Below are 17,043 nucleotides of genomic sequence, written 5' to 3' on the forward strand. Positions count from 1 at the left end.
GCGCCGAACGCGTCGAGCGCCGGAACCGCGATGTCCGGATCCTCGGACATCGCCGCCGGTGTCGCGGCACGCATTGCCGCACCGACCTTGCCGCCCTTCTCACCGCGGCCGATGCTCGTGATCGCGCCGACCAGAACGGCACCGGCGATGTCCGAGGTCCCGTGCACCGCGAGATAGTCGCAGACGACCAGTCCGCCGTAGGACCATCCGAGAAGTACTGCGCCGGTGCAGTTTTCGGCGGTCAGCACCGCCCGCACGTCCGATGCCCACGCGGCCCGGTCGTCGTATCCGTCGGCGGGGGCGTCCGAGTAGCCGTGCCCGCGCAGGTCGACGGCGAGCACCCGGTGTCGACGGGCGAGATCCGCGAGGAGCGGTTCGCCCCAGCACCGCGACGATTGCGCCCATCCGTGCAGCAGCACCAGTGGCCGGGATTCCGGGGCACCGAACGCCCGATACACGATGGATGTGCCGTCGGCACCGAGAACCTCACGCACGCTCATGCCGGTTACGTTAGCCGTGTCCGCAGTCGGATCGCGGTAGCCAGTGCGCAACCGATGAGCCCGGCCGCGATCGCGACCCCGATACCCGCGGACGTACCGGACCGGTCGATGACCTGCCCGACCAGTGCCGATCCGGCAGCGACGCCGACACCGAGACCGGTCACCGTCCAGGTGATGCCCTCGGTGAGCCGTTCGGCCGGCACGACTCGTTCGACGAGCGACATCGCGACGATCATGGTCGGCGAGATCGCCACCCCGGCCAGCAGGTACAGCGCGGCCAGGGCAGGGACGGTACCGGCGAGCAGCAGCGGCCACAGCAGCACCGCGACCGCAGCGCTCGCGATGAGCAGCTGGCGGGTCAGCGGGGCCACCACGTGCCGCGCCCCGAAAACGAGCCCGCTCACGGCGGACCCGGTGGCGAACATCGCGAGGACGAACGTCGCGGCACCGGCCGCGTCGCGGTCGGCGGTGAATGCGACACCGACGACGTCGATGACCCCGAAGATCGTTCCCATCGCGACCATCACGCCGGTCAGGGCGATCAGGACGGAACTGCGCAGCGCACCGCGGTGCCGACGGTCTGCCGCCGCCTGCACGGGCGGTTCGGTGCGCCGCTGGACGGCGAGAGCCACGGTGCCGACCAGCAGCAACAGCGCACCCAGCAGTGGTCCCGCCTCCGGGAACAGTGCGACGCTCAGCCCCACCGACAGCACCGGGCCGACGATGAAGCACACCTCGTCGATCACCGCTTCCAGCGCGAATGCGGTCCGCAATCGTCCGGTGCCGCGGTACAACTCGGTCCAGCGGGCCCGGACCATCGCGCCGATCGTCGGCATGAGCCCGGCGGGAATCGCACACAGGAACAGCAGCACGGTCGGCGCCTCGAGCCGGACCGCGGCGAGCATCGCGGCGGTGGCAGCGGCGCTGATCGCGGCCGCGGCGGGCAGCACCCGGTACTGGCCGTACCGATCGGCCGCGCGAGAGACGAGCGGCGTGAGGGCCGCGTAGGACAGAGCGAACACTGCCGACAACGCACCGCCGAGGCCGTAGTCGCCGCGCAGCTGCGAGAACATGGTGACGATGCCGATCCCCACCATCGCGATCGGCAGGCGTGCGACGAATCCGGCGAGGCAGAACGCGGCCGCGCCGGGCGCCGCGAACAGTGCGCGATAGGAACTGCCCGCTGTCGGTGGCACGGTGCACGCCTCTCCTGGAGCGCCGGTGACGGTGTTCGGTGTCACGGTGTCGGTGGTCCGTGTCAGCATGCACGCTATGGGTGTTCTGGTCTGCTTTCACGCACATCCCGACGACGAGGTGTTCACCACCGGGGGTGTGATGCGCCTGGCGGCCGACGCCGGGCACCGGGTCGTGCTGGTGGTCGCGACGGACGGTGCGGCCGGCGAAGTACCGGCGGGTCTGCTGCGGCCCGGCGAGTCGCTCGCGGCGCGTCGGCGGATCGAGGTGCAGCGGTCGGCCGACGCACTCGGGGTTTCCCGGATCGTCCCCCTCGGCTACGCCGACTCCGGGATGGCCGGGACTCCGGAGAACGCGAACCCGGCGGCGTTCTGCAACGTCGACGTCGATGCGGCGGCCCGCCGGCTGGCGTCGGTGCTGGACGAGGAGGGTGCCGACGTCGTCACGATCTACGACCCGAACGGCGGGTACGGGCATCCCGATCATGTGCAGGTGCATCACGTCGGGCTGCGCGCCACCGAGCTGGTCGGTCACGAGGCGGTGTACGAATCGGCGTTGAACCGCGATCATCTGCGGCGCATGATCGCGGCCGATCCGCGGATGTCCGAAGAGCGGACACCCCCGGATCTCGATTCGCTCGGTCTTCCCGAATCGGAGTTGACGACCGCCGTCGACGTATCGACGACAATGGCCGCCAAACGCGCCGCGATGGAGGCGCATGCGTCGCAGATCGGCGATTTCGGCCCGATGCTGTCGATGCCGGACGAGATGCTGCGGGCGGCGTTCGGGTCCGAGTGGTTCCGCCGGCACGGCGGAGCACCCGGCGCGCTCGAGACGGCACTGCCGTTGTAGGTGGCCCGGTGCGCTCAGCCCAGCGACCGCCGCATCGACCCGATCGGATCCGCATACAGCGCACTCAGCGACACCACACCGGCAGCGTGCGCCTGTACCCGATTGCCGAATCCGGTGATCCGAACGTCCTTGCGCGGCAAGTTCGATGCCCTCGCGAATGCTTCGGCGACATGCGGCACCCCGGCGCGGTACTCGGTGAATGCCTGGCCGCCGAGCGTGACGCGGTCGGGGTTGACCACGTCGCGGAGCATTGCGACGGTGCGTCCGAGGACGGTCGCGCGGTCGACGAGGATCTCGTGCGCCGGCACCGAACCTTCACGGGCGAGGGCGTAGAGCGCGCCGATCTCCGGGTCCTCGACGTCGGGGAACAGCCCCGCCTCCCGTGCCCGCAGCAGCACCGATCGATCGCTGACGGTGGCGTCGAGGCAGCCGGTCGCGCCGCACGAGCACACCGCCGCCGAACCGGTCGGCAGGTGCGCGATCGATCCGGGACCGCCCTGCGGGGTATGCACACGACCGTCGAAAGTCATGGCGATACCGGTTGTTTCGCGAGCATAGAAGTACAGTCCGGTGCCCTTGAGTTCTGCCGAGTCCCGTTCGGGCGTGAGCAAGAGCTCCGAGGCCGCCATCGCCTCGACGTGCGCGGCGACCGACACCGGCAGTCCCATGCCTCGGCCGATGATCGCACCGACCCGAGCGCCCTTCCAGCGCAGGCGCGGATGGTCGACGACACCGGTCGCCGAGTCGACGAGACCACCGAGCGCGACCCCGACCCACAGCGGCGTACGGCGATGCCAGCGCGACGCGAACGCCCGAGCGCTCGCGGTGATCGACCCGAGCGCAATACTCGGATCACTTGTGGGAGTAGGGATTTCTACGCCACCGAGAATGCGACCGCGCAGATCCGCGGCGACGATGCCGGTGACGACGGCACCGATGTGGATACCGATCGTCAGATACGGTTCGTGGTCGACCTCGAACGGGACGCGGGGACGTCCGATGGCGCCGGATGCCACCAGATCGGCGCGTTCACGGAGCACTCCGGCCGAGAGCAGAGACGTCACCTGGCGGTTGACGGTGGCAATGCTCAGACCGGTGGCTTTTGCCGCGACATCACGGGACACCGGGCCGCGGGCCGCGGCGATGCGGAACACCGACGGCGCGGCGCCGTCGGCGATGCGCAGGTCCGGCGCGATGATCTGCACCCGCTCGGCGGTGCGGGTCCGGGCCGAAACACGGGCGGGCTGGGCACGGAGGGGTTGGGCACGGGTGGGTTGGGCACGGGTGGGTTGGGCACGAGCAGACGGGGTGATGAGCAGGGAAGTCGACACAGATGGAATCCTCGGGATACGGCCCGGCGGGCCGGCGAGACGGGTCATGATCGCGCCGGACCACCGTGATGTGCGCACACACCATCGAGTGGTCGATCAAGAGAGGCCGGAGCAGACTCGGGCCAGGCGCGAAACTAGATGACGGCACCGTGCGGACGACAACAAAGTTCCCGTGCCAGAGGCAGGCGCGAGCCGAGCGCGACGGTCACGTACGTGACCCGCGGGGCGAAGTGGCGGCCTGCTGACATGCCGACGAACATAACGCGCCCGGACGCGACTGTCCAATTCAGGCCGTGACGGTAGGAAATTGTCTGCCGGGCCGTCGCCCGAATCACGCTGAGCCGAAGACTACTCACCCCTCGGACGCGGTGATTGCATGGGGATGTCCACCACTTCATCGCGAAAGGTCTTTCATGTCGGTCGATTTCGCTACTTCCGCTGCCATCTCTCCCGTCACCGTTAGCGTCGACAAGCTGGGCGCGCATCTGGGTGCCCGCATCGACGGCATCCGGCTCGGCGGCAACCTCGATCCCGCGACCGTCTCGTTGATCCGCCGCGCGATCGGCGAACACAAGGTCGTCTTCTTCCGAGATCAGGGGCATCTGGACGACGAGGCGCAGTACGCGTTCGCGGAACTGCTCGGAACCCCGACGACCGCGCATCCGACCGTGAAGTCACATGGTGTCCGGATTCTGCCGATCGACTCCGACTACGGCAAGGCCAACAGTTGGCACACCGATGTCTCGTTCGTCGACCGCATCCCGAAAGCGTCGATCCTGCGCGCGGTGACCCTGCCCGGGTACGGCGGCTCCACGGTGTGGGCATCCGGGGTCGCCGCCTACGACGGACTGCCCGCGCCGTTGAAGTCGCTCGTGGACAACCTGTGGGCCGTCCACACGAACGTCTACGACTACGCCGCGGAGAGCGCCGAACGCGCCGCCGCCGACGCGTCCGCCGAGTACCGCGCCGAGTTCCGGTCCGAACTGTTCGAAACCGAGCATCCGGTCGTGCGGGTGCATCCGGAGACGGGTGAACGCTCGTTGCTGCTCGGCCACTTCGTCAAGAACTTCGTGGGGTTGAGCGGCAACCAGTCGCACGCGCTGTTCCGTGTGCTGCAGGAACACCACCAGAAGCTCGAGTACACCACCCGCTGGAACTGGCAGTCGGGTGACGTCGCAATCTGGGACAACCGCGCCACCCAGCACTACGCGGTCGCCGACTACGACGAGCAGTACCGTCGCCTGCACCGCGTCACCCTCGCCGGGGACGTCCCGGTGAACATCCACGGCGAACGCAGCCGTTCGATCACCGGTGACGCCGGCGAATATTCGATCGTCGAGGCCGGCTCGGTGTCCGCATAGTGCCACTTCCGTGATGCCGTGCCCCGCTTCTCGCCCGGCCTAGGATCGGGGCATGACCAACTCCCCGAACCCCAGTGTCCCGAACCCCCGCATCGCCGATTCCCGGGTCGCCGTCGTCACCGGGGCCTCGTCCGGTATCGGCGAGGCCACCGCCCGCACGCTCGCCGCGCAGGGCTATCACGTCGTCGTCGGCGCCCGGCGCCTCGACCGACTCGAGAAGCTCGCCGCCGAAATCGGGGGCACCGCACTCGAACTGGACGTCACCGACGAGGATTCGGTGACCGCGTTCGCCACGGTGCTTCCGCGGGTGGACGTGCTGGTCAACAATGCCGGTGGCGCGAAGGGGCTGGCGATGGTCGCCGAGGCCGACGAGGACGACTGGCGCTGGATGTGGGAGACGAATGTCATCGGCACCATGCGGGTGACGAAGGCACTGCTGCCCAAGCTGATCGACTCCGGCGACGGCCTGATCGTGACGATCACCTCGGTCGCCGCACTCGAGGCATACGACAACGGGTCCGGGTACACCACCGCCAAGCACGCCCAGGCAGTGGTGCACCGGACCCTGCGCGGCGAATTGCTCGGCAAACCCGTTCGGCTCACCGAGATCGCGCCCGGCGCCGTCGAAACCGAATTTTCGCTCGTCCGGTTCGACGGTGATCGGGAACGCGCCGACAAGGTGTACGAGGGCATCACCCCGCTCGTCGCGCAGGACATCGCCGAGATCATCGGATTCGTCGCGTCCCGTCCGTCGCACGTGAACCTCGATCAGATCGTCGTCAAACCTCGCGATCAGGCGAGTGCAGGCCGGTTCCATCGCTCGAGCAACTAGCCTCGGGAAGTATGCAGCAGCACCGCCTGTCGCCCGGCCCGCTGCTCGACGACCGTGGTCGCCTCGAGCAGGCCGGTTGGGCCGCCGCCGAGATCCGCTCCTACGACCGGACCCGAATCTCGGCATCCCGGCTTCGGATCAAAGAGTGGGACTACTACTGCCTGATCTCCGATCCACCGGTCTCCGATCGTTCGGGCACCGATCCGTCGGGCACCGCCGGCCCGGTCGGTCTCGCCGTGACGGTCGCCGACAACGGCTATCTGGGATTGGTGGGGGTGAGCTGGCTGGATCTGGCCGCGGGCACGGAGGTCACCGAGAACAAGCTGATTCCGTTCCCGCTCGGCCGCATGCGGATGCCGTCGACCGCCGATGCCGGGGACGTCGTCGTGCACCGGGGTGCGGTGCGGGTCGAGTTCCGGCACGAGACCGGGCGGCGACGCCTGATCATCGACCATCCCGGTTTCGATGCCGGACGCGGACTGTCCGGGGAACTGCTGCTCGAGAGCCCAGCCGACGACCGCATGGTCATCGCGACGCCGTTCCCGCGGGCGTCGAAGGCGTTCTACTACAACCAGAAGATCAACTGTCTGCCCGCCGCGGGCACGGTCACCGTCCGCGGTGTCCGGCACGAATTCGACGGTGCATCCGCATTCGCCGTCCTGGACTGGGGTCGCGGCGTGTGGACATACGACAACACCTGGTATTGGGGATCGGCATCGGGCCTGCACGAGGGCACCCGATTCGGATTCAACATCGGGTACGGCTTCGGCGACACCACCGCCGCCACCGAGAACATGCTGTTCCACGACGGGGTCGCGCACAAACTCGACCGTGTCCATTTCCACCGCCCGCACGGCACGTTCGACGGTGGGCCGTGGCGGTTCACGAGCAGCGACAGTCGCTTCGAGATGGATTTCGAGCCGATCGTCGATCGCGCAGCGGACGTCAACGCGCTCGCGGTGCGGTCCACCCAGCATCAGGTGTTCGGACGCTACAGCGGGCACGTCCTGCTCGACGACGGCACCCGCCTCGAGGTCGAGAACCTCCTCGGTTTCGCGGAGGAGGTTCGAAACCGCTGGTAGACCCGCCCGGCGCTTCTACAGTGCGGCGCTTCTACAGTACGGACATGGACTGCCAGGTCGGCCAGTCCACCGCCCAGTCCCACAGGTCACCGTCCGCCTCGGACAGGTCGATGGTGGTGCCGCTGACCTCCACCGGGTCCCCGTACATCGCGATCGCGAAGTACTCCTGGGCGTCGGCCATCGACAAGTTGATGCAGCCGTTGGTGACGTTGGACGCGCCCTGCTGACCGGTGGTGAGCGGATTCGCGTGGATGAATTCGCCGTTGTTGGAGATCCGCACCGCCCAGCGTTCACGCACGTTCTCGTAGTACGGCGGGTTCGACATGAGGAAATCCTCGTGCTTTTCGGTGACGACGTGAATGCCGCTGCGGGTGACGTTGCGGGGTTCGTTGCCTTCGCCGTAGCTGACCGGGATGTCCATGACGATCTGGCCGTCGCGCACCACCTGCATGCGGTGGCTCTGCGCGTTCGCGACAACGACCTGGCTGCGTCCGATGGTGAAGTCGAGGGTCAGATCCTCCGCGCCGTACGCGCCGTTCCCGTAGGCCAGTCCGTAGAGTCGCGCATCCAGACTCACCGTCGTGCCCGGCGTCCAATACTGCCGGGGCCGCCAGTGGGCGCGGGCGCCACCGTTGTCGTCGGGCAGCCACGCCCACGCACCTTCGGTCGGCGGATTCGTGGTGACGACGAGGGCTTTTTCGACGGCAGCCTTGTCCTCGACGCGGCCGTCGAACTGCACGATGATCGGTGCGGCGACACCCACTTCCTGGCCGTCGCCGATGTTGAGGGTCGCGCCGATCACCTCGTCGGGCGCGACTGTGGAGAACGTGCCGTCCACCGCGACCTCGTCGCCGTTCACCGCGACCGCGGTACCCGACCATGCGTAGCTCTGCCCGTAGCCGAGGACTTCCCCGGCGGTGTAGCTGTGGCCGTCGGGGGCGAGGGTTCCGGCGACGACAACACCCGAATCGCTGTTCGTCAGCGCGACATCCCGGAGGGTGCCGTCGGATGCGGTCACCGAGACCGGGGTGGTCGGGTCGACGTCGGTGGCGCCGTCCGACGGGGTCATCGTGACCGCGACGACCGGTTCCGGGTCGCCGACGATCGGCCCCGCACCCGACGAGCAGGCCGCGAGCAACGCGACCATGCCCACACACCAGAGCCACACCAACTGTTTTGTCCGTTTACGCAGGTCGTGCACGCTTCCCACGGTACGCGCGGGCCTGCTGTGACTCAGATCGAGCAGTTCACCGGCACCGGTTCCGGTTCGAGCCGCACCCCGAACGCGTCGCGCACGCCGTCCCGCACCTGCCGGGCCAGCGCCACCAGGTCCGCGGTGCGTGCGCTCCCCCGGTTGGTGAGGGCGAGCGTGTGTTTCGTCGACAGCCGCGCCGGGGCGCCGTCCGACGGGAATCCCCTGCCGAACCCGGCGCGTTCGATGAGCCAACCGGCGGACAGTTTCGTACCGCCCTCGGCGGGGAACTGCGGCACCCGCACATCCGTGCCGACCCGGCCGGCGATCGCCGCGAGCACTGCCGGTAGTGCGTCGTCGGGGACCACCGGATTGGTGAAGAACGAGCCGGCGCTCCACGTGTCGTGGTCGGCCGCGTCGAGAACCATGCCCTTGCCGCGGCGCAACGCCAGGACCTGCTCCCGGACGTCCGCGGCCGGCCGGCGTTCCCCCTCGTCCGCACCGAGTGCAGCAGCGAGTTCCCGGTAGCCCAGCGGCGCGCTCGACCCGTCGGGCCGCACGTCGAGTTCGATGTCGACGACGAGTGCCGCGTCGGAATGCTTGAGCACGCTCGTCCGGTAACCGAGGTGCAACTCCTGCGGACCGACCCAGCCGACGTCGCCGGTGCGGCGGTCGAGCAGCCGCACCCGGCGCAACACCGAACCGACCTCGACGCCGTACGCCCCGACGTTCTGCACGGGGGTCGCGCCGGCGGACCCGGGGATCCCGGACAGTGCTTCGAGGCCACCGCGCCCGGCGGCGACGGTCGTCGCGACGACGTCGTCCCACACCGCGCCGGCCTCGGCACGCACCCGATCGGCATCCAGCTCGATTCCGGCGGTCGCCACCTTCACCACGACGCCGTCGAATCCGGCGTCGCCGACGACGAGGTTGGAGCCGCCCGCCAGGATCAGCGTCGGCACGTTGCCGGCGTCGAGCAGACGCACGACGTCGACGAGAACATCGGTCGTGGTGCACTCGGCGAGGATGCGGGCGGGCCCGCCGAGCCGCAGTGTCGTCAGGGTCGACAGCGGCACCTGTTCGGACACCGTGGCTCCCGCGTCGGCGAGCCGGTACGTAATACGTGGATCGGGCACCCGCAAACGGTAGCGTGACGGTCCATGGCTACCCCTATCGACCATTCCGCGCACTACGAGTTCCCCGCGGCGACCGTGCACGCGGCGCTCGTCGACCCGGAATATTGGCGTGCGCGGCTGGCGGAGGTCGGCGGCCCCGGTGCCGCCATCGACACCGTCTCGACCGGCACCGGAACGATCGATCTGCGGATGACGCAGGCCATCGCCGCCGAACATCTGCCGAGCGTGGTCACCAACATCCGACCCGGCGATCTGGTCATTCACCGGCACGAATCGTGGGAACCGCTCGCCGGGGACCGGGCTCGCGGCCGGTTCTCCGCCGGTGTCGACGGAATGCCGGGCAAGGTCGAGGGCACCTTCACGCTCGCGCCCGGCCGGACCGGGACGATCGTCGAGATCGACGGCGAGATCGAGGTGAAGATCCCGTTCCTGGGCGGCAAGATCGAGGGCTTGATCATCGACCAGCTCGTCGAACTGTTCGACGCCGAGCAGGAGTTCACCGCCGGGTGGCTGGGCCGATCCGGTTCCTGACGAGTTCGACCCGACCACGGTGAACCGGTAGCCTGGCGCGCTATGGCACGGCGTATGGACTACTCTGCCCGCTTCCCGTATCCGGCGGAGCGGGTGTATGCGGCGCTGCGCGATCCGGCGCACTGGGAAGCCCGGATGGTGGAGATGCGCAAGTATTCGCAGAACCACGTCGAGTCGTTCGAGGTCACCGATTCCGGGGTCGCGCTGGTACTGCACCACATCCTGCCCCGGTCCGAACTGCCGGAGATCGCCCGGGCGGTGATGACGAAGGACATGGTCATCACCCGTACCGAGTCCTACGGCGCGTTCGACGGTAGCGCCACCGGCCGGTACGAGGCGTCGATTCCCGCCGGTCCGGGCAGCCTCACCGGGGTGATGGAACTGTTCTCCCACGACGACGGCTGCACGCTGCGCACCACGTCGGAAGCCAAGGTGTACCTGCCGTTCGTCGGCGGCAAGCTCGAAGAGCTGATGTTGCAGAATCTCGTCGACCTGTTCCGCACCGAAGCGGAGATCACGGCCGGCTGGCTGGCCCGGCAGTAGACCGGTCCCGATCGTGCGAGCGCAACGCCCGGAAGGTGTCGTCACCCGCGGCACCACCGGCATCAACCGACTGCGACGCAGTGACCGCTGGATCGTGCATCATCGAGATATCGGTCGTGCCCTGCAGTCGGCGGCGGACCCGTTGGTCGTCGACCTCGGCTACGGCGCGATGCCGGTGACGACCCTGGAACTGGCATCACGGCTGCGCACGGTACGGCCCGATGTGCGGATGGTCGGTCTCGAGATCGACCCGGAGCGGGTGGTTCCCGGCCGCGACGGGGTCCGTTTCGCGCGCGGCGGCTTCGAACTGGCCGGGCTGAAACCGGTGCTGCTCCGCGCGTTCAACGTGCTGCGGCAGTACCCGGAGGACGCGGTCGCGCCGGTATGGGAGCGGCTGCGGTCGGGGCTGGCCCCCGGCGGTGTGCTCGTCGACGGGACGTGCGACGAACTGGGCAGGCGCTGCGCGTGGGTGCTGCTGGACCGGGACGGTCCGCGCACATTGACGCTGGCGTGGAGCCCGTTCCACGTCGAGACGCCGTCGGATCTGGCGGAGCGACTCCCGAAGGCCCTGATTCACCGCAACGTTCCCGGCGAACGGATCCACGATCTGTTGCAGTCCGCGGATCGGGCGTGGGCGACTGCGGCGCCGCACGCCGCGTTCGGGCCGCGCATCCGGTGGCGGGCCACCCTGGATCTGCTCCGTGCGCAAGGCATTCCGATCACACCACAGCGGCACCGGCTGCGTGACTGTGTCCTGACCGTGCCGTGGTCCGCGGTCGCACCGGCGTAAGTGCGCTTCGCGCCCGTGTGCCTTTTGGGCCCCTGGAGGGGCCCAAAAGGCACACGGGTCAGCCGGCGGCGAGCAATGCCAGTTCGATGCGATCGGCGACCGCGGCGGGCTGATTCGCCACCGCCGCATGCAACTGGTCGGAACTGACGCGACCGATCGCGATCGCATCGCCGACGAGTTCGTCGAGAACTTCCTGGGACACACCGCCGGCAGCGAGATCGACGGCGGTGCGCGCGGGGGTGGTCACGCGGAAGCACCCGACCATCTCGAAGTCCTCGACCGACAGCGCCCGATGATGCAGCGCAAGCCGATTGCTCGGCACGGTGCGCTGGTCGAGCGTCGACAGATGCACGAACCGCGGTTGCAGGTGCCCCATCGCGTGCAGTTCCGCGGCGCTCTGGTGCGACACCACCGCGGCACCCTCGTACCATGCGCACCACTGGGCGAACTCGTCGAACTTCGTGTGGGGACTCTCGGCGAGCCGGAACAGTTCGTTTTCGATGCGCATCCACAGCCCCGCATCGATACGCGCGTCAAACGCGTCCGCGTCGATGCCGTGCCCGACCGCTTGCCTGGAGGTGAAAAATCCGGCCTGCGTCATCGCGAGTCGGCGCAGCTTCTCGTCCGCGTCGGCCCGCCCGGAGGCCCCGTACCCAGATCCCGTCCAACTCGTCATGCCGCCAACAGTACCGAAGAATTGTGTCCCAGCTCACAAATTCGGATGGCGCGTTGCCGCGCGCGGCTCAGAAGATCCTCAGAGTTGTCCGAAACAATCGGCTCATGTCGAACTCGAAGCGCTCCACCCTCGCCACCGTCGCCGCTGTGGTCGTCGTCGCGCTCGTCGCAGTGCTCGTCGGCGTCGAGGTCTATGCCCGCAACCGGGCGACGACATGCCTTGCACAGTCGCTCGAATCCGAACTGGGAACCGGCGTCGACGTCGACCTCAGTTGGAAACCGGTGCTCCTGCAACTGATCGACAAGAAGGTTCCGTCGGTGACGCTGACGAGCGACGACAGCGCGTTCGGCCCGGCACAGGGGATGACCGTGCACGCGGTGGCGAAGGACGTCGACCTGAACGCGACCGCCGACACCGCGGGCACGATCGGCAGCTCCCGCGCGGAGGTGGTGTGGCCCGCGAGCGGAATCCTCGCGACCGTCCAAAGTCAGGGACTCGGCACTCTCGTCAGTGCCGTCACCCCGGACGCCGCCGCCGGAACGCTGTCGTTCACGGTCGCGGGCAGTCTCGCCGAGTTCACCGTGCGCCCGGTCGCGCAGGGCGGTGTCGTCACGGTCGAGACCGTCGACGCATCCGTGCTGGGCATCGGTCTGCCGACCGCGCTGGTCGACGGTGTCGTGGACATTCTCGCGACCGGTTTGCAGCAATATCCGCTCGGTATGCAGGCCACCGCGGTTTCGGTCGACGACAACGGGGTGAACCTGACCCTGGAGGGCGGCAGCTTCACGATGCCTCGCCCGCAGGAGAATGCGCAGCAGCAGACCTGCAGTCTGATCTGATCGTCGGCCGGTGCCCCGGAGTCAGCCCGGCAGACCGTCGAGCACCGCACGCGACGACGACAGACCGAGCCGGGTGGCTCCGGCGGCGATCATGTCCAGTGCCGCCGCGGCCGTGCGAATTCCGCCGCTGGCCTTGACGCCGAGCCTGCCGCCGACGGTGTCGGCCATGAGCCGCACCGCATGCGCCGACGCACCGCCCGCCGGGTGGAAGCCGGTCGATGTCTTCACGAAATCGGCGCCGGCACGTTCGGCGGCACGGCACGCTTCGACGATCGCGTCGTCGGACAGCACGGCGGATTCGATGATCACCTTGAGCACGGGATCGAACCCGATCGCCTCGCGGACGGTGAGAATGTCGGCGAGCACCGCGTTCCAGTCCCCCGCGACCGCCGCCCCGAGGTCGATGACCATGTCCACTTCCCGGGCACCCTGTTCGACGGCGAGCCGCGCCTCCGCCCCCTTGACCAGCGAATGATGCTTACCCGACGGAAATCCCACCACCGTCGCGACGGTGACACCGTCGGCGCGCAGCGGCAGCATCGACGGTGACACACACACCGCGAGCACGCCGAGTTCGATCGCCTCGTCCACCAGGGCCCGGACATCGGCGGTGGATGCCTCCGGTTTGAGCAGGGTGTGATCGATCATCGCGGCGACCTGGGCGCGGGTGGGTGCGGTGTCCGGCATGCCGCCAGCCTTCCACAGTGCCGCCGACCTTCCGCAGTGCCGCCGACCTTCCACAGTGCCGCCGACCTTCCACACTGTCGAACCCCGGTCCCGCCGGCAGCGCGGCAGGATGGTCGGCATGCTGATCCGACGCGAAGTGCCCACCGACGTCGACACGATCGCCGACATACATCGTCGTGCGTTCACGCCCACCACTCCGCCGGGTACGGACCCCGCCGAACCGGGCCTGGTTGCGGCGCTGCGGGCCGACGCCGCATGGATTCCGGCATTGTCGCTGGTCGCCGAGGATCGCGACGGCACCGTCGTCGGTCACGTCGTCGCGACCCGCGGCACCGTCGATTCCACTCCCGCGCTGGGGCTCGGGCCGCTCGGCGTCGATCCCGACCGGCAACGCGACGGCGTCGGCTCGGCCCTCATGCATGCTGTGCTCGGGGCCGCCGACGCACTCGACGAATCGCTCGTGGTGCTGCTCGGCCATCTCGACTACTACCCGCGGTTCGGGTTCGTCCCCGCCGCCGAACTGGGCATCGCCCCCGATGTGCCGGAGTGGACACCGCACTTCCAGGCCCGGGCGCTGACGGCGCACCGCGCCGACGTGACGGGCCTGTTCCTGTACGCCCCACCGTTCTACGAGATCGGCTAGCGTTCGGGGATGCCTGATCCGATCGACGAAGTGGCGCGCACGTTCGACGATGCGAGCGGCCGGTTCGACTGTTTGACCGCGACGGTGTGGGGACCGGCCGGGCAGTCCCTCGTGTTCGCGCTCGGGCTGCACCCGGGCGACACCGTTCTCGATGTGTGCTGCGGCGCCGGGTCGTCGGCGTTGCCCGCGGCCGCTGCCGTCGGACCGGGCGGGCGGGTCCACGCCGTCGACGTCGCCGCGGACCTGCTCGAACTCGGCCGGCTGACCGCCGAGGACCGCGCGCTGAAGAACATCGATTTCGTGTGTGGCGACGCCACCGTGTGGGAACCACCGTCGTCGGTGCCCGACGCCGGATACGACGCGCTCGCCGTGTCGTACGGGGTGTTCTTCCTGCCGCACATGGACGCGAGCTTCGCGCGGCTCGTCGGACTGGTCCGGCACGGCGGGCGGGTCGGGGTGACGGTGTGGCGGGCCGGTGCGATGGCGGAGTTCACGGCGCTGGTGTTCGACGTCGCCGCCCGCTACTCCCCCGCGGTCGCCGACTGGTTGTCGCTGCGCGAGCGCACCCCGCTGCACCTCATCGACACCCCGGAAACCCTGTCCGGGTGGCTCGCCGCGGCGGGTTGCCATTCGGTCGAGGTGGCCGTGATGTCGAATCTGCTGCCCGCGACCGAGGAACTGTGCTGGAACCTGGTGGTGGGCACGGGCTTACGGGGCGTGCTCACCAGACTCGACGAGCAGGTGGTCGAGGCGATCCGCCGCGACCTGATGGCTGAGGTCACCGAACGGGGCGTGCACACGATCGATGCGACCACCCTCGTCGGCACCGCGACCGTGCGCCGGCCCCTGGCCACTGTGTGACCGGCCCCCGGCCACTGTGCGACTGTCTCCGGCAGGCGTCCGACCGCCGGCCCGACCGCACCTGAGACAATCAGCAGCATGACCGCTGCTTCGACCGACGACCGTCGCTACGTCCTGACCCTCGGCTGCCCGGACACCACCGGCATCGTGGCCCGGATCGCCACCTTCCTCGCCGAGGTGGGCGGTTCCATTGTCGAGGCCGCCTACCACGCCGACCAGGACAGCGGCTGGTTCTTCACGCGGCAGGCGGTGCGCGCGTCGTCCATCCCGTTCGGGATCGACGAGTTGCGGGAGAAGTTCGCGGTCGTCGCCGAACAGATCGGCCCGGACACCGAGTGGACACTGTCGGACACCGGAGAGACGAAACGCGTCGTGCTACTGGTGAGCAAGGAAGCGCATTGTCTGCACGACATCCTGGGCCGGGTCGCGGCGGGCGAGCTGAAGGCGGAGATCTGCGCGGTCGTCGGCAACCATCCGGAGTTGGAAACGGTCGCGCGGCGGCACGGTATCGATTATCACTACGTGTCGTTTCCGAAGGATCCCGCCGAGCGCGGACCGGCGTTCGAGCAGGTTCGCAAACTCGTCGACGTGCACGATCCCCATGCGGTGGTGCTCGCCCGGTTCATGCAGGTCCTGCCCGCCGAATTGTGCGAGCACTGGGCCGGGCGCGCGCTCAACATCCACCACAGTTTCCTGCCGTCGTTCATCGGCGCGCGCCCCTACCATCAGGCGTTCACCCGCGGCGTGAAACTCATTGGTGCGACCTGCCACTACGTCACCGCCGAGCTCGATGCCGGCCCGATCATCGAGCAGGACGTGATCCGGGTCGGTCACGGCGACACGGTCAGCGACATGGTCCGCCAGGGGCGCGACGTCGAGAAGCTCGTGCTGGCGCGCGGTCTGCGCTGGCATCTCGAGGATCGGGTGCTGGTGCACGGTCGCAAGACAGTGGTGTTCAGCTGATCGGTCGGTGTCGGCTCACCGGTCATGCGACGACCGTGACGGTGCGACTGTGCAATCCGGTGGCACCGTCCGGCACCGGCGGTCGCCGCTGCTCGTCTTGCACCACCCCGCCGCCGTCGATCGCGCGGACCTCGAGCGTGTGAGTGCCCGGATTCGCGTCCCACACCCACCGCCACTGGCGCCAGGTGTCCGTCGAATACTCGGTGGCCGGTTCGGTGTCCTGCCAGGAGCCTCCGTCGACGCGGACCTGCACCCGGCCGATCCCGCGGTGCTGCGCCCATGCGGTGCCTGCCACGACGACGGGCCCCGCCGTGAGCTGGGCGAACGCCGCCGGCACGTCGATCCGCGATGCGGTGCGGATGGGTGCCTGCGCCGCCCAGTCGCGTCGGGTCCAGTAGGCCTGTGCGCGGTCGAACCGGGTCAATTCCCAGTCGACGACCCATTTCGTCGCCGAAACGTAGCCGTAGAGTCCGGGCACCACCTGCCGTGCCGGATAGCCGTGTTCGAACGGGAGCGGTTCACCGTTCATGCCGACGGCGAGGAGCGCGTCGCGACCGTCGCGTAGTGCCGCGACCGGGGTTCCGACGGTGAATCCGTCCACGCTGGTGGACAGCAGCATGTCCGCGTCGGATCGCACCCCGGCACGGTCGAGGATGTCGACCATCCGGTATCCGGTCCAGGCGGCGTTGCCGGCAAGATTGCCGCCGACCTCGTTCGACACGCAGGTCAACGTCACCACCCGTTCGACCGCGTCGAAGTCGGCGAGATCGTCCCAGCTCAGGACGATCTCGCGGTCCACCATGCCATGGATGCGCAGGCGCCACTCCGCGGTGGTGAGGCGCGGCACCCGCAGCGCGGTGTCGATCCGGTAGAAGTCGCGGTTCGGCGTGATGAACGGGGTGGCGCCGGGAACAGCACGCGGCCCGGCCGTCAGGTCGGCGCCGGGCGGAACGCCCGGTGCCGTGTCGGCGGCAACCGGCACCCGGAACCGGCTGCGATCTTCGGGGACCCGCGCCAGCCACCCGGCGAC

Annotated in this window: 19 protein-coding genes; 11 read left to right on the plus strand and 8 right to left on the minus strand. The window is 69.0% G+C overall.

The annotated features are described in order from the left end of the window. Positions 1–500: alpha/beta fold hydrolase (locus tag WAX14_RS23855; protein WP_422630518.1), on the minus strand; the 500-nt coding region annotated here is incomplete at its 3' end. A gap of 5 nt (positions 501–505) precedes the next feature. Further along, positions 506–1,765 (minus strand): MFS transporter, encoded by a 1,260-nt coding sequence (locus tag WAX14_RS23860; protein WP_422630519.1) that lies wholly within the window; start codon positions 1,763–1,765, stop codon positions 506–508. 7 nt (positions 1,766–1,772) lie between these two features. Between WAX14_RS23860 and WAX14_RS23865 the strand changes: the two genes are divergently transcribed. Then, the gene (locus WAX14_RS23865) at positions 1,773–2,546 is read left to right on the plus strand and encodes a PIG-L family deacetylase (RefSeq protein WP_422630520.1); all 774 of its coding nucleotides are present in this window, start codon (positions 1,773–1,775) and stop codon (positions 2,544–2,546) included. Between the two features lie 14 nt (positions 2,547–2,560). Here WAX14_RS23865 and WAX14_RS23870 read toward each other — a convergent pair whose 3' ends face one another. Beyond that, a complete protein-coding gene (locus WAX14_RS23870; protein WP_422630521.1) occupies positions 2,561–3,877 on the minus strand; it encodes an ROK family protein in 1,317 nt (438 codons plus the stop codon). Positions 3,878–4,290: 413 nt separating this feature from the next. Between WAX14_RS23870 and WAX14_RS23875 the strand changes: the two genes are divergently transcribed. From WAX14_RS23875 to WAX14_RS23885, 3 genes are read left to right on the plus strand one after another with little or no spacing between them, the layout of a single operon-like run. Then, entirely contained in the window at positions 4,291–5,238 is a 948-nt protein-coding gene (locus tag WAX14_RS23875) for a TauD/TfdA dioxygenase family protein (protein ID WP_422630522.1), read from the plus strand. 52 nt (positions 5,239–5,290) lie between these two features. Then, a complete protein-coding gene (locus WAX14_RS23880; RefSeq protein ID WP_422630523.1) occupies positions 5,291–6,070 on the plus strand; it encodes an SDR family NAD(P)-dependent oxidoreductase in 780 nt (259 codons plus the stop codon). A gap of 11 nt (positions 6,071–6,081) precedes the next feature. Beyond that, on the plus strand, positions 6,082–7,152 hold the full coding sequence (locus WAX14_RS23885; RefSeq protein WP_422630524.1) for a DUF2804 domain-containing protein: 1,071 nt from the start codon (positions 6,082–6,084) through the stop codon (positions 7,150–7,152). Positions 7,153–7,183: 31 nt separating this feature from the next. On the opposite strand, the gene WAX14_RS23890 is transcribed toward WAX14_RS23885, so the two are convergent. Both WAX14_RS23890 and WAX14_RS23895 read right to left on the minus strand, forming a co-directional pair. Continuing rightward, positions 7,184–8,299, minus strand: coding sequence for a L,D-transpeptidase (locus tag WAX14_RS23890; RefSeq protein WP_422630534.1), 1,116 nt, complete (start codon positions 8,297–8,299; stop codon positions 7,184–7,186). A gap of 86 nt (positions 8,300–8,385) precedes the next feature. Beyond that, on the minus strand, positions 8,386–9,432 hold the full coding sequence (locus WAX14_RS23895) for a UDP-N-acetylmuramate dehydrogenase (RefSeq protein WP_422630535.1): 1,047 nt from the start codon (positions 9,430–9,432) through the stop codon (positions 8,386–8,388). 72 nt (positions 9,433–9,504) lie between these two features. Between WAX14_RS23895 and WAX14_RS23900 the strand changes: the two genes are divergently transcribed. Genes WAX14_RS23900 through WAX14_RS23910 form a run of 3 tightly spaced genes read left to right on the plus strand, consistent with a single transcriptional unit; the run spans position 9,505 to position 11,344 of the window. Further along, positions 9,505–10,011: a DUF2505 domain-containing protein gene (locus WAX14_RS23900; RefSeq protein ID WP_422630525.1), complete on the plus strand. Its 507-nt coding sequence runs from the start codon at positions 9,505–9,507 to the stop codon at positions 10,009–10,011. Positions 10,012–10,053: 42 nt separating this feature from the next. Then, positions 10,054–10,554, plus strand: coding sequence for a DUF2505 domain-containing protein (locus WAX14_RS23905; RefSeq protein WP_422630526.1), 501 nt, complete (start codon positions 10,054–10,056; stop codon positions 10,552–10,554). A 10-nt stretch (positions 10,555–10,564) separates the two neighbouring features. Further along, positions 10,565–11,344, plus strand: a complete 780-nt coding sequence (locus WAX14_RS23910) for a class I SAM-dependent methyltransferase (protein WP_422630536.1) — start codon at positions 10,565–10,567, stop codon at positions 11,342–11,344. 58 nt (positions 11,345–11,402) lie between these two features. Here WAX14_RS23910 and WAX14_RS23915 read toward each other — a convergent pair whose 3' ends face one another. Continuing rightward, complete coding sequence (locus WAX14_RS23915; RefSeq protein WP_422630527.1) at positions 11,403–12,020, minus strand: type IV toxin-antitoxin system AbiEi family antitoxin domain-containing protein; 618 nt, start codon at positions 12,018–12,020, stop codon at positions 11,403–11,405. A 104-nt stretch (positions 12,021–12,124) separates the two neighbouring features. Between WAX14_RS23915 and WAX14_RS23920 the strand changes: the two genes are divergently transcribed. Next, positions 12,125–12,859 carry a DUF2993 domain-containing protein gene (locus WAX14_RS23920; protein ID WP_422630528.1) on the plus strand — a complete coding sequence of 245 codons (735 nt, stop codon included), beginning with the start codon at positions 12,125–12,127 and terminating at the stop codon, positions 12,857–12,859. A 21-nt stretch (positions 12,860–12,880) separates the two neighbouring features. On the opposite strand, the gene deoC is transcribed toward WAX14_RS23920, so the two are convergent. Further along, a complete protein-coding gene (gene deoC / locus WAX14_RS23925) occupies positions 12,881–13,546 on the minus strand; it encodes a deoxyribose-phosphate aldolase (protein WP_422630529.1) in 666 nt (221 codons plus the stop codon). Positions 13,547–13,664: 118 nt separating this feature from the next. Here deoC and WAX14_RS23930 point away from each other — a divergent pair, with 118 nt between their 5' ends. From WAX14_RS23930 to purU, 3 genes are all read left to right on the plus strand, one after another. Further along, positions 13,665–14,189 (plus strand): GNAT family N-acetyltransferase, encoded by a 525-nt coding sequence (locus tag WAX14_RS23930; protein ID WP_422630530.1) that lies wholly within the window; start codon positions 13,665–13,667, stop codon positions 14,187–14,189. A 9-nt stretch (positions 14,190–14,198) separates the two neighbouring features. Then, positions 14,199–15,050 (plus strand): class I SAM-dependent methyltransferase, encoded by an 852-nt coding sequence (locus tag WAX14_RS23935; protein WP_422630531.1) that lies wholly within the window; start codon positions 14,199–14,201, stop codon positions 15,048–15,050. A 78-nt stretch (positions 15,051–15,128) separates the two neighbouring features. Continuing rightward, entirely contained in the window at positions 15,129–16,013 is an 885-nt protein-coding gene (gene purU, locus WAX14_RS23940) for a formyltetrahydrofolate deformylase (protein ID WP_422630532.1), read from the plus strand. Positions 16,014–16,035: 22 nt separating this feature from the next. Here purU and WAX14_RS23945 read toward each other — a convergent pair. Further along, a partial coding sequence (locus WAX14_RS23945; protein ID WP_422630533.1) for a molybdopterin-dependent oxidoreductase occupies positions 16,036–17,043 on the minus strand: 1,008 nt, incomplete at its 5' end.

The organism is Rhodococcus sp. (in: high G+C Gram-positive bacteria) (genome assembly GCF_049299235.1).
Classification (GTDB): domain Bacteria; phylum Actinomycetota; class Actinomycetes; order Mycobacteriales; family Mycobacteriaceae; genus Rhodococcus.

Excerpts from the sequence above, each read along its gene's own strand:
- WAX14_RS23860 (WP_422630519.1), bottom strand. The coding sequence starts at position 1,765 with ATGCTGACACGGACCACCGACACCGTGACACCGAACACCGTCACCGGC.
- WAX14_RS23865 (WP_422630520.1), top strand. The coding sequence starts at position 1,773 with ATGGGTGTTCTGGTCTGCTTTCACGCACATCCCGACGACGAGGTGTTC.
- WAX14_RS23875 (WP_422630522.1), top strand. The coding sequence starts at position 4,291 with ATGTCGGTCGATTTCGCTACTTCCGCTGCCATCTCTCCCGTCACCGTT.
- WAX14_RS23880 (WP_422630523.1), top strand. The coding sequence starts at position 5,291 with ATGACCAACTCCCCGAACCCCAGTGTCCCGAACCCCCGCATCGCCGAT.
- WAX14_RS23885 (WP_422630524.1), top strand. The coding sequence starts at position 6,082 with ATGCAGCAGCACCGCCTGTCGCCCGGCCCGCTGCTCGACGACCGTGGT.
- WAX14_RS23890 (WP_422630534.1), bottom strand. The coding sequence starts at position 8,299 with ATGGTCGCGTTGCTCGCGGCCTGCTCGTCGGGTGCGGGGCCGATCGTC.
- WAX14_RS23900 (WP_422630525.1), top strand. The coding sequence starts at position 9,505 with ATGGCTACCCCTATCGACCATTCCGCGCACTACGAGTTCCCCGCGGCG.
- WAX14_RS23905 (WP_422630526.1), top strand. The coding sequence starts at position 10,054 with ATGGCACGGCGTATGGACTACTCTGCCCGCTTCCCGTATCCGGCGGAG.
- WAX14_RS23915 (WP_422630527.1), bottom strand. The coding sequence starts at position 12,020 with ATGACGAGTTGGACGGGATCTGGGTACGGGGCCTCCGGGCGGGCCGAC.
- WAX14_RS23920 (WP_422630528.1), top strand. The coding sequence starts at position 12,125 with ATGTCGAACTCGAAGCGCTCCACCCTCGCCACCGTCGCCGCTGTGGTC.
- deoC (WP_422630529.1), bottom strand. The coding sequence starts at position 13,546 with ATGCCGGACACCGCACCCACCCGCGCCCAGGTCGCCGCGATGATCGAT.
- WAX14_RS23930 (WP_422630530.1), top strand. The coding sequence starts at position 13,665 with ATGCTGATCCGACGCGAAGTGCCCACCGACGTCGACACGATCGCCGAC.
- WAX14_RS23935 (WP_422630531.1), top strand. The coding sequence starts at position 14,199 with ATGCCTGATCCGATCGACGAAGTGGCGCGCACGTTCGACGATGCGAGC.
- purU (WP_422630532.1), top strand. The coding sequence starts at position 15,129 with ATGACCGCTGCTTCGACCGACGACCGTCGCTACGTCCTGACCCTCGGC.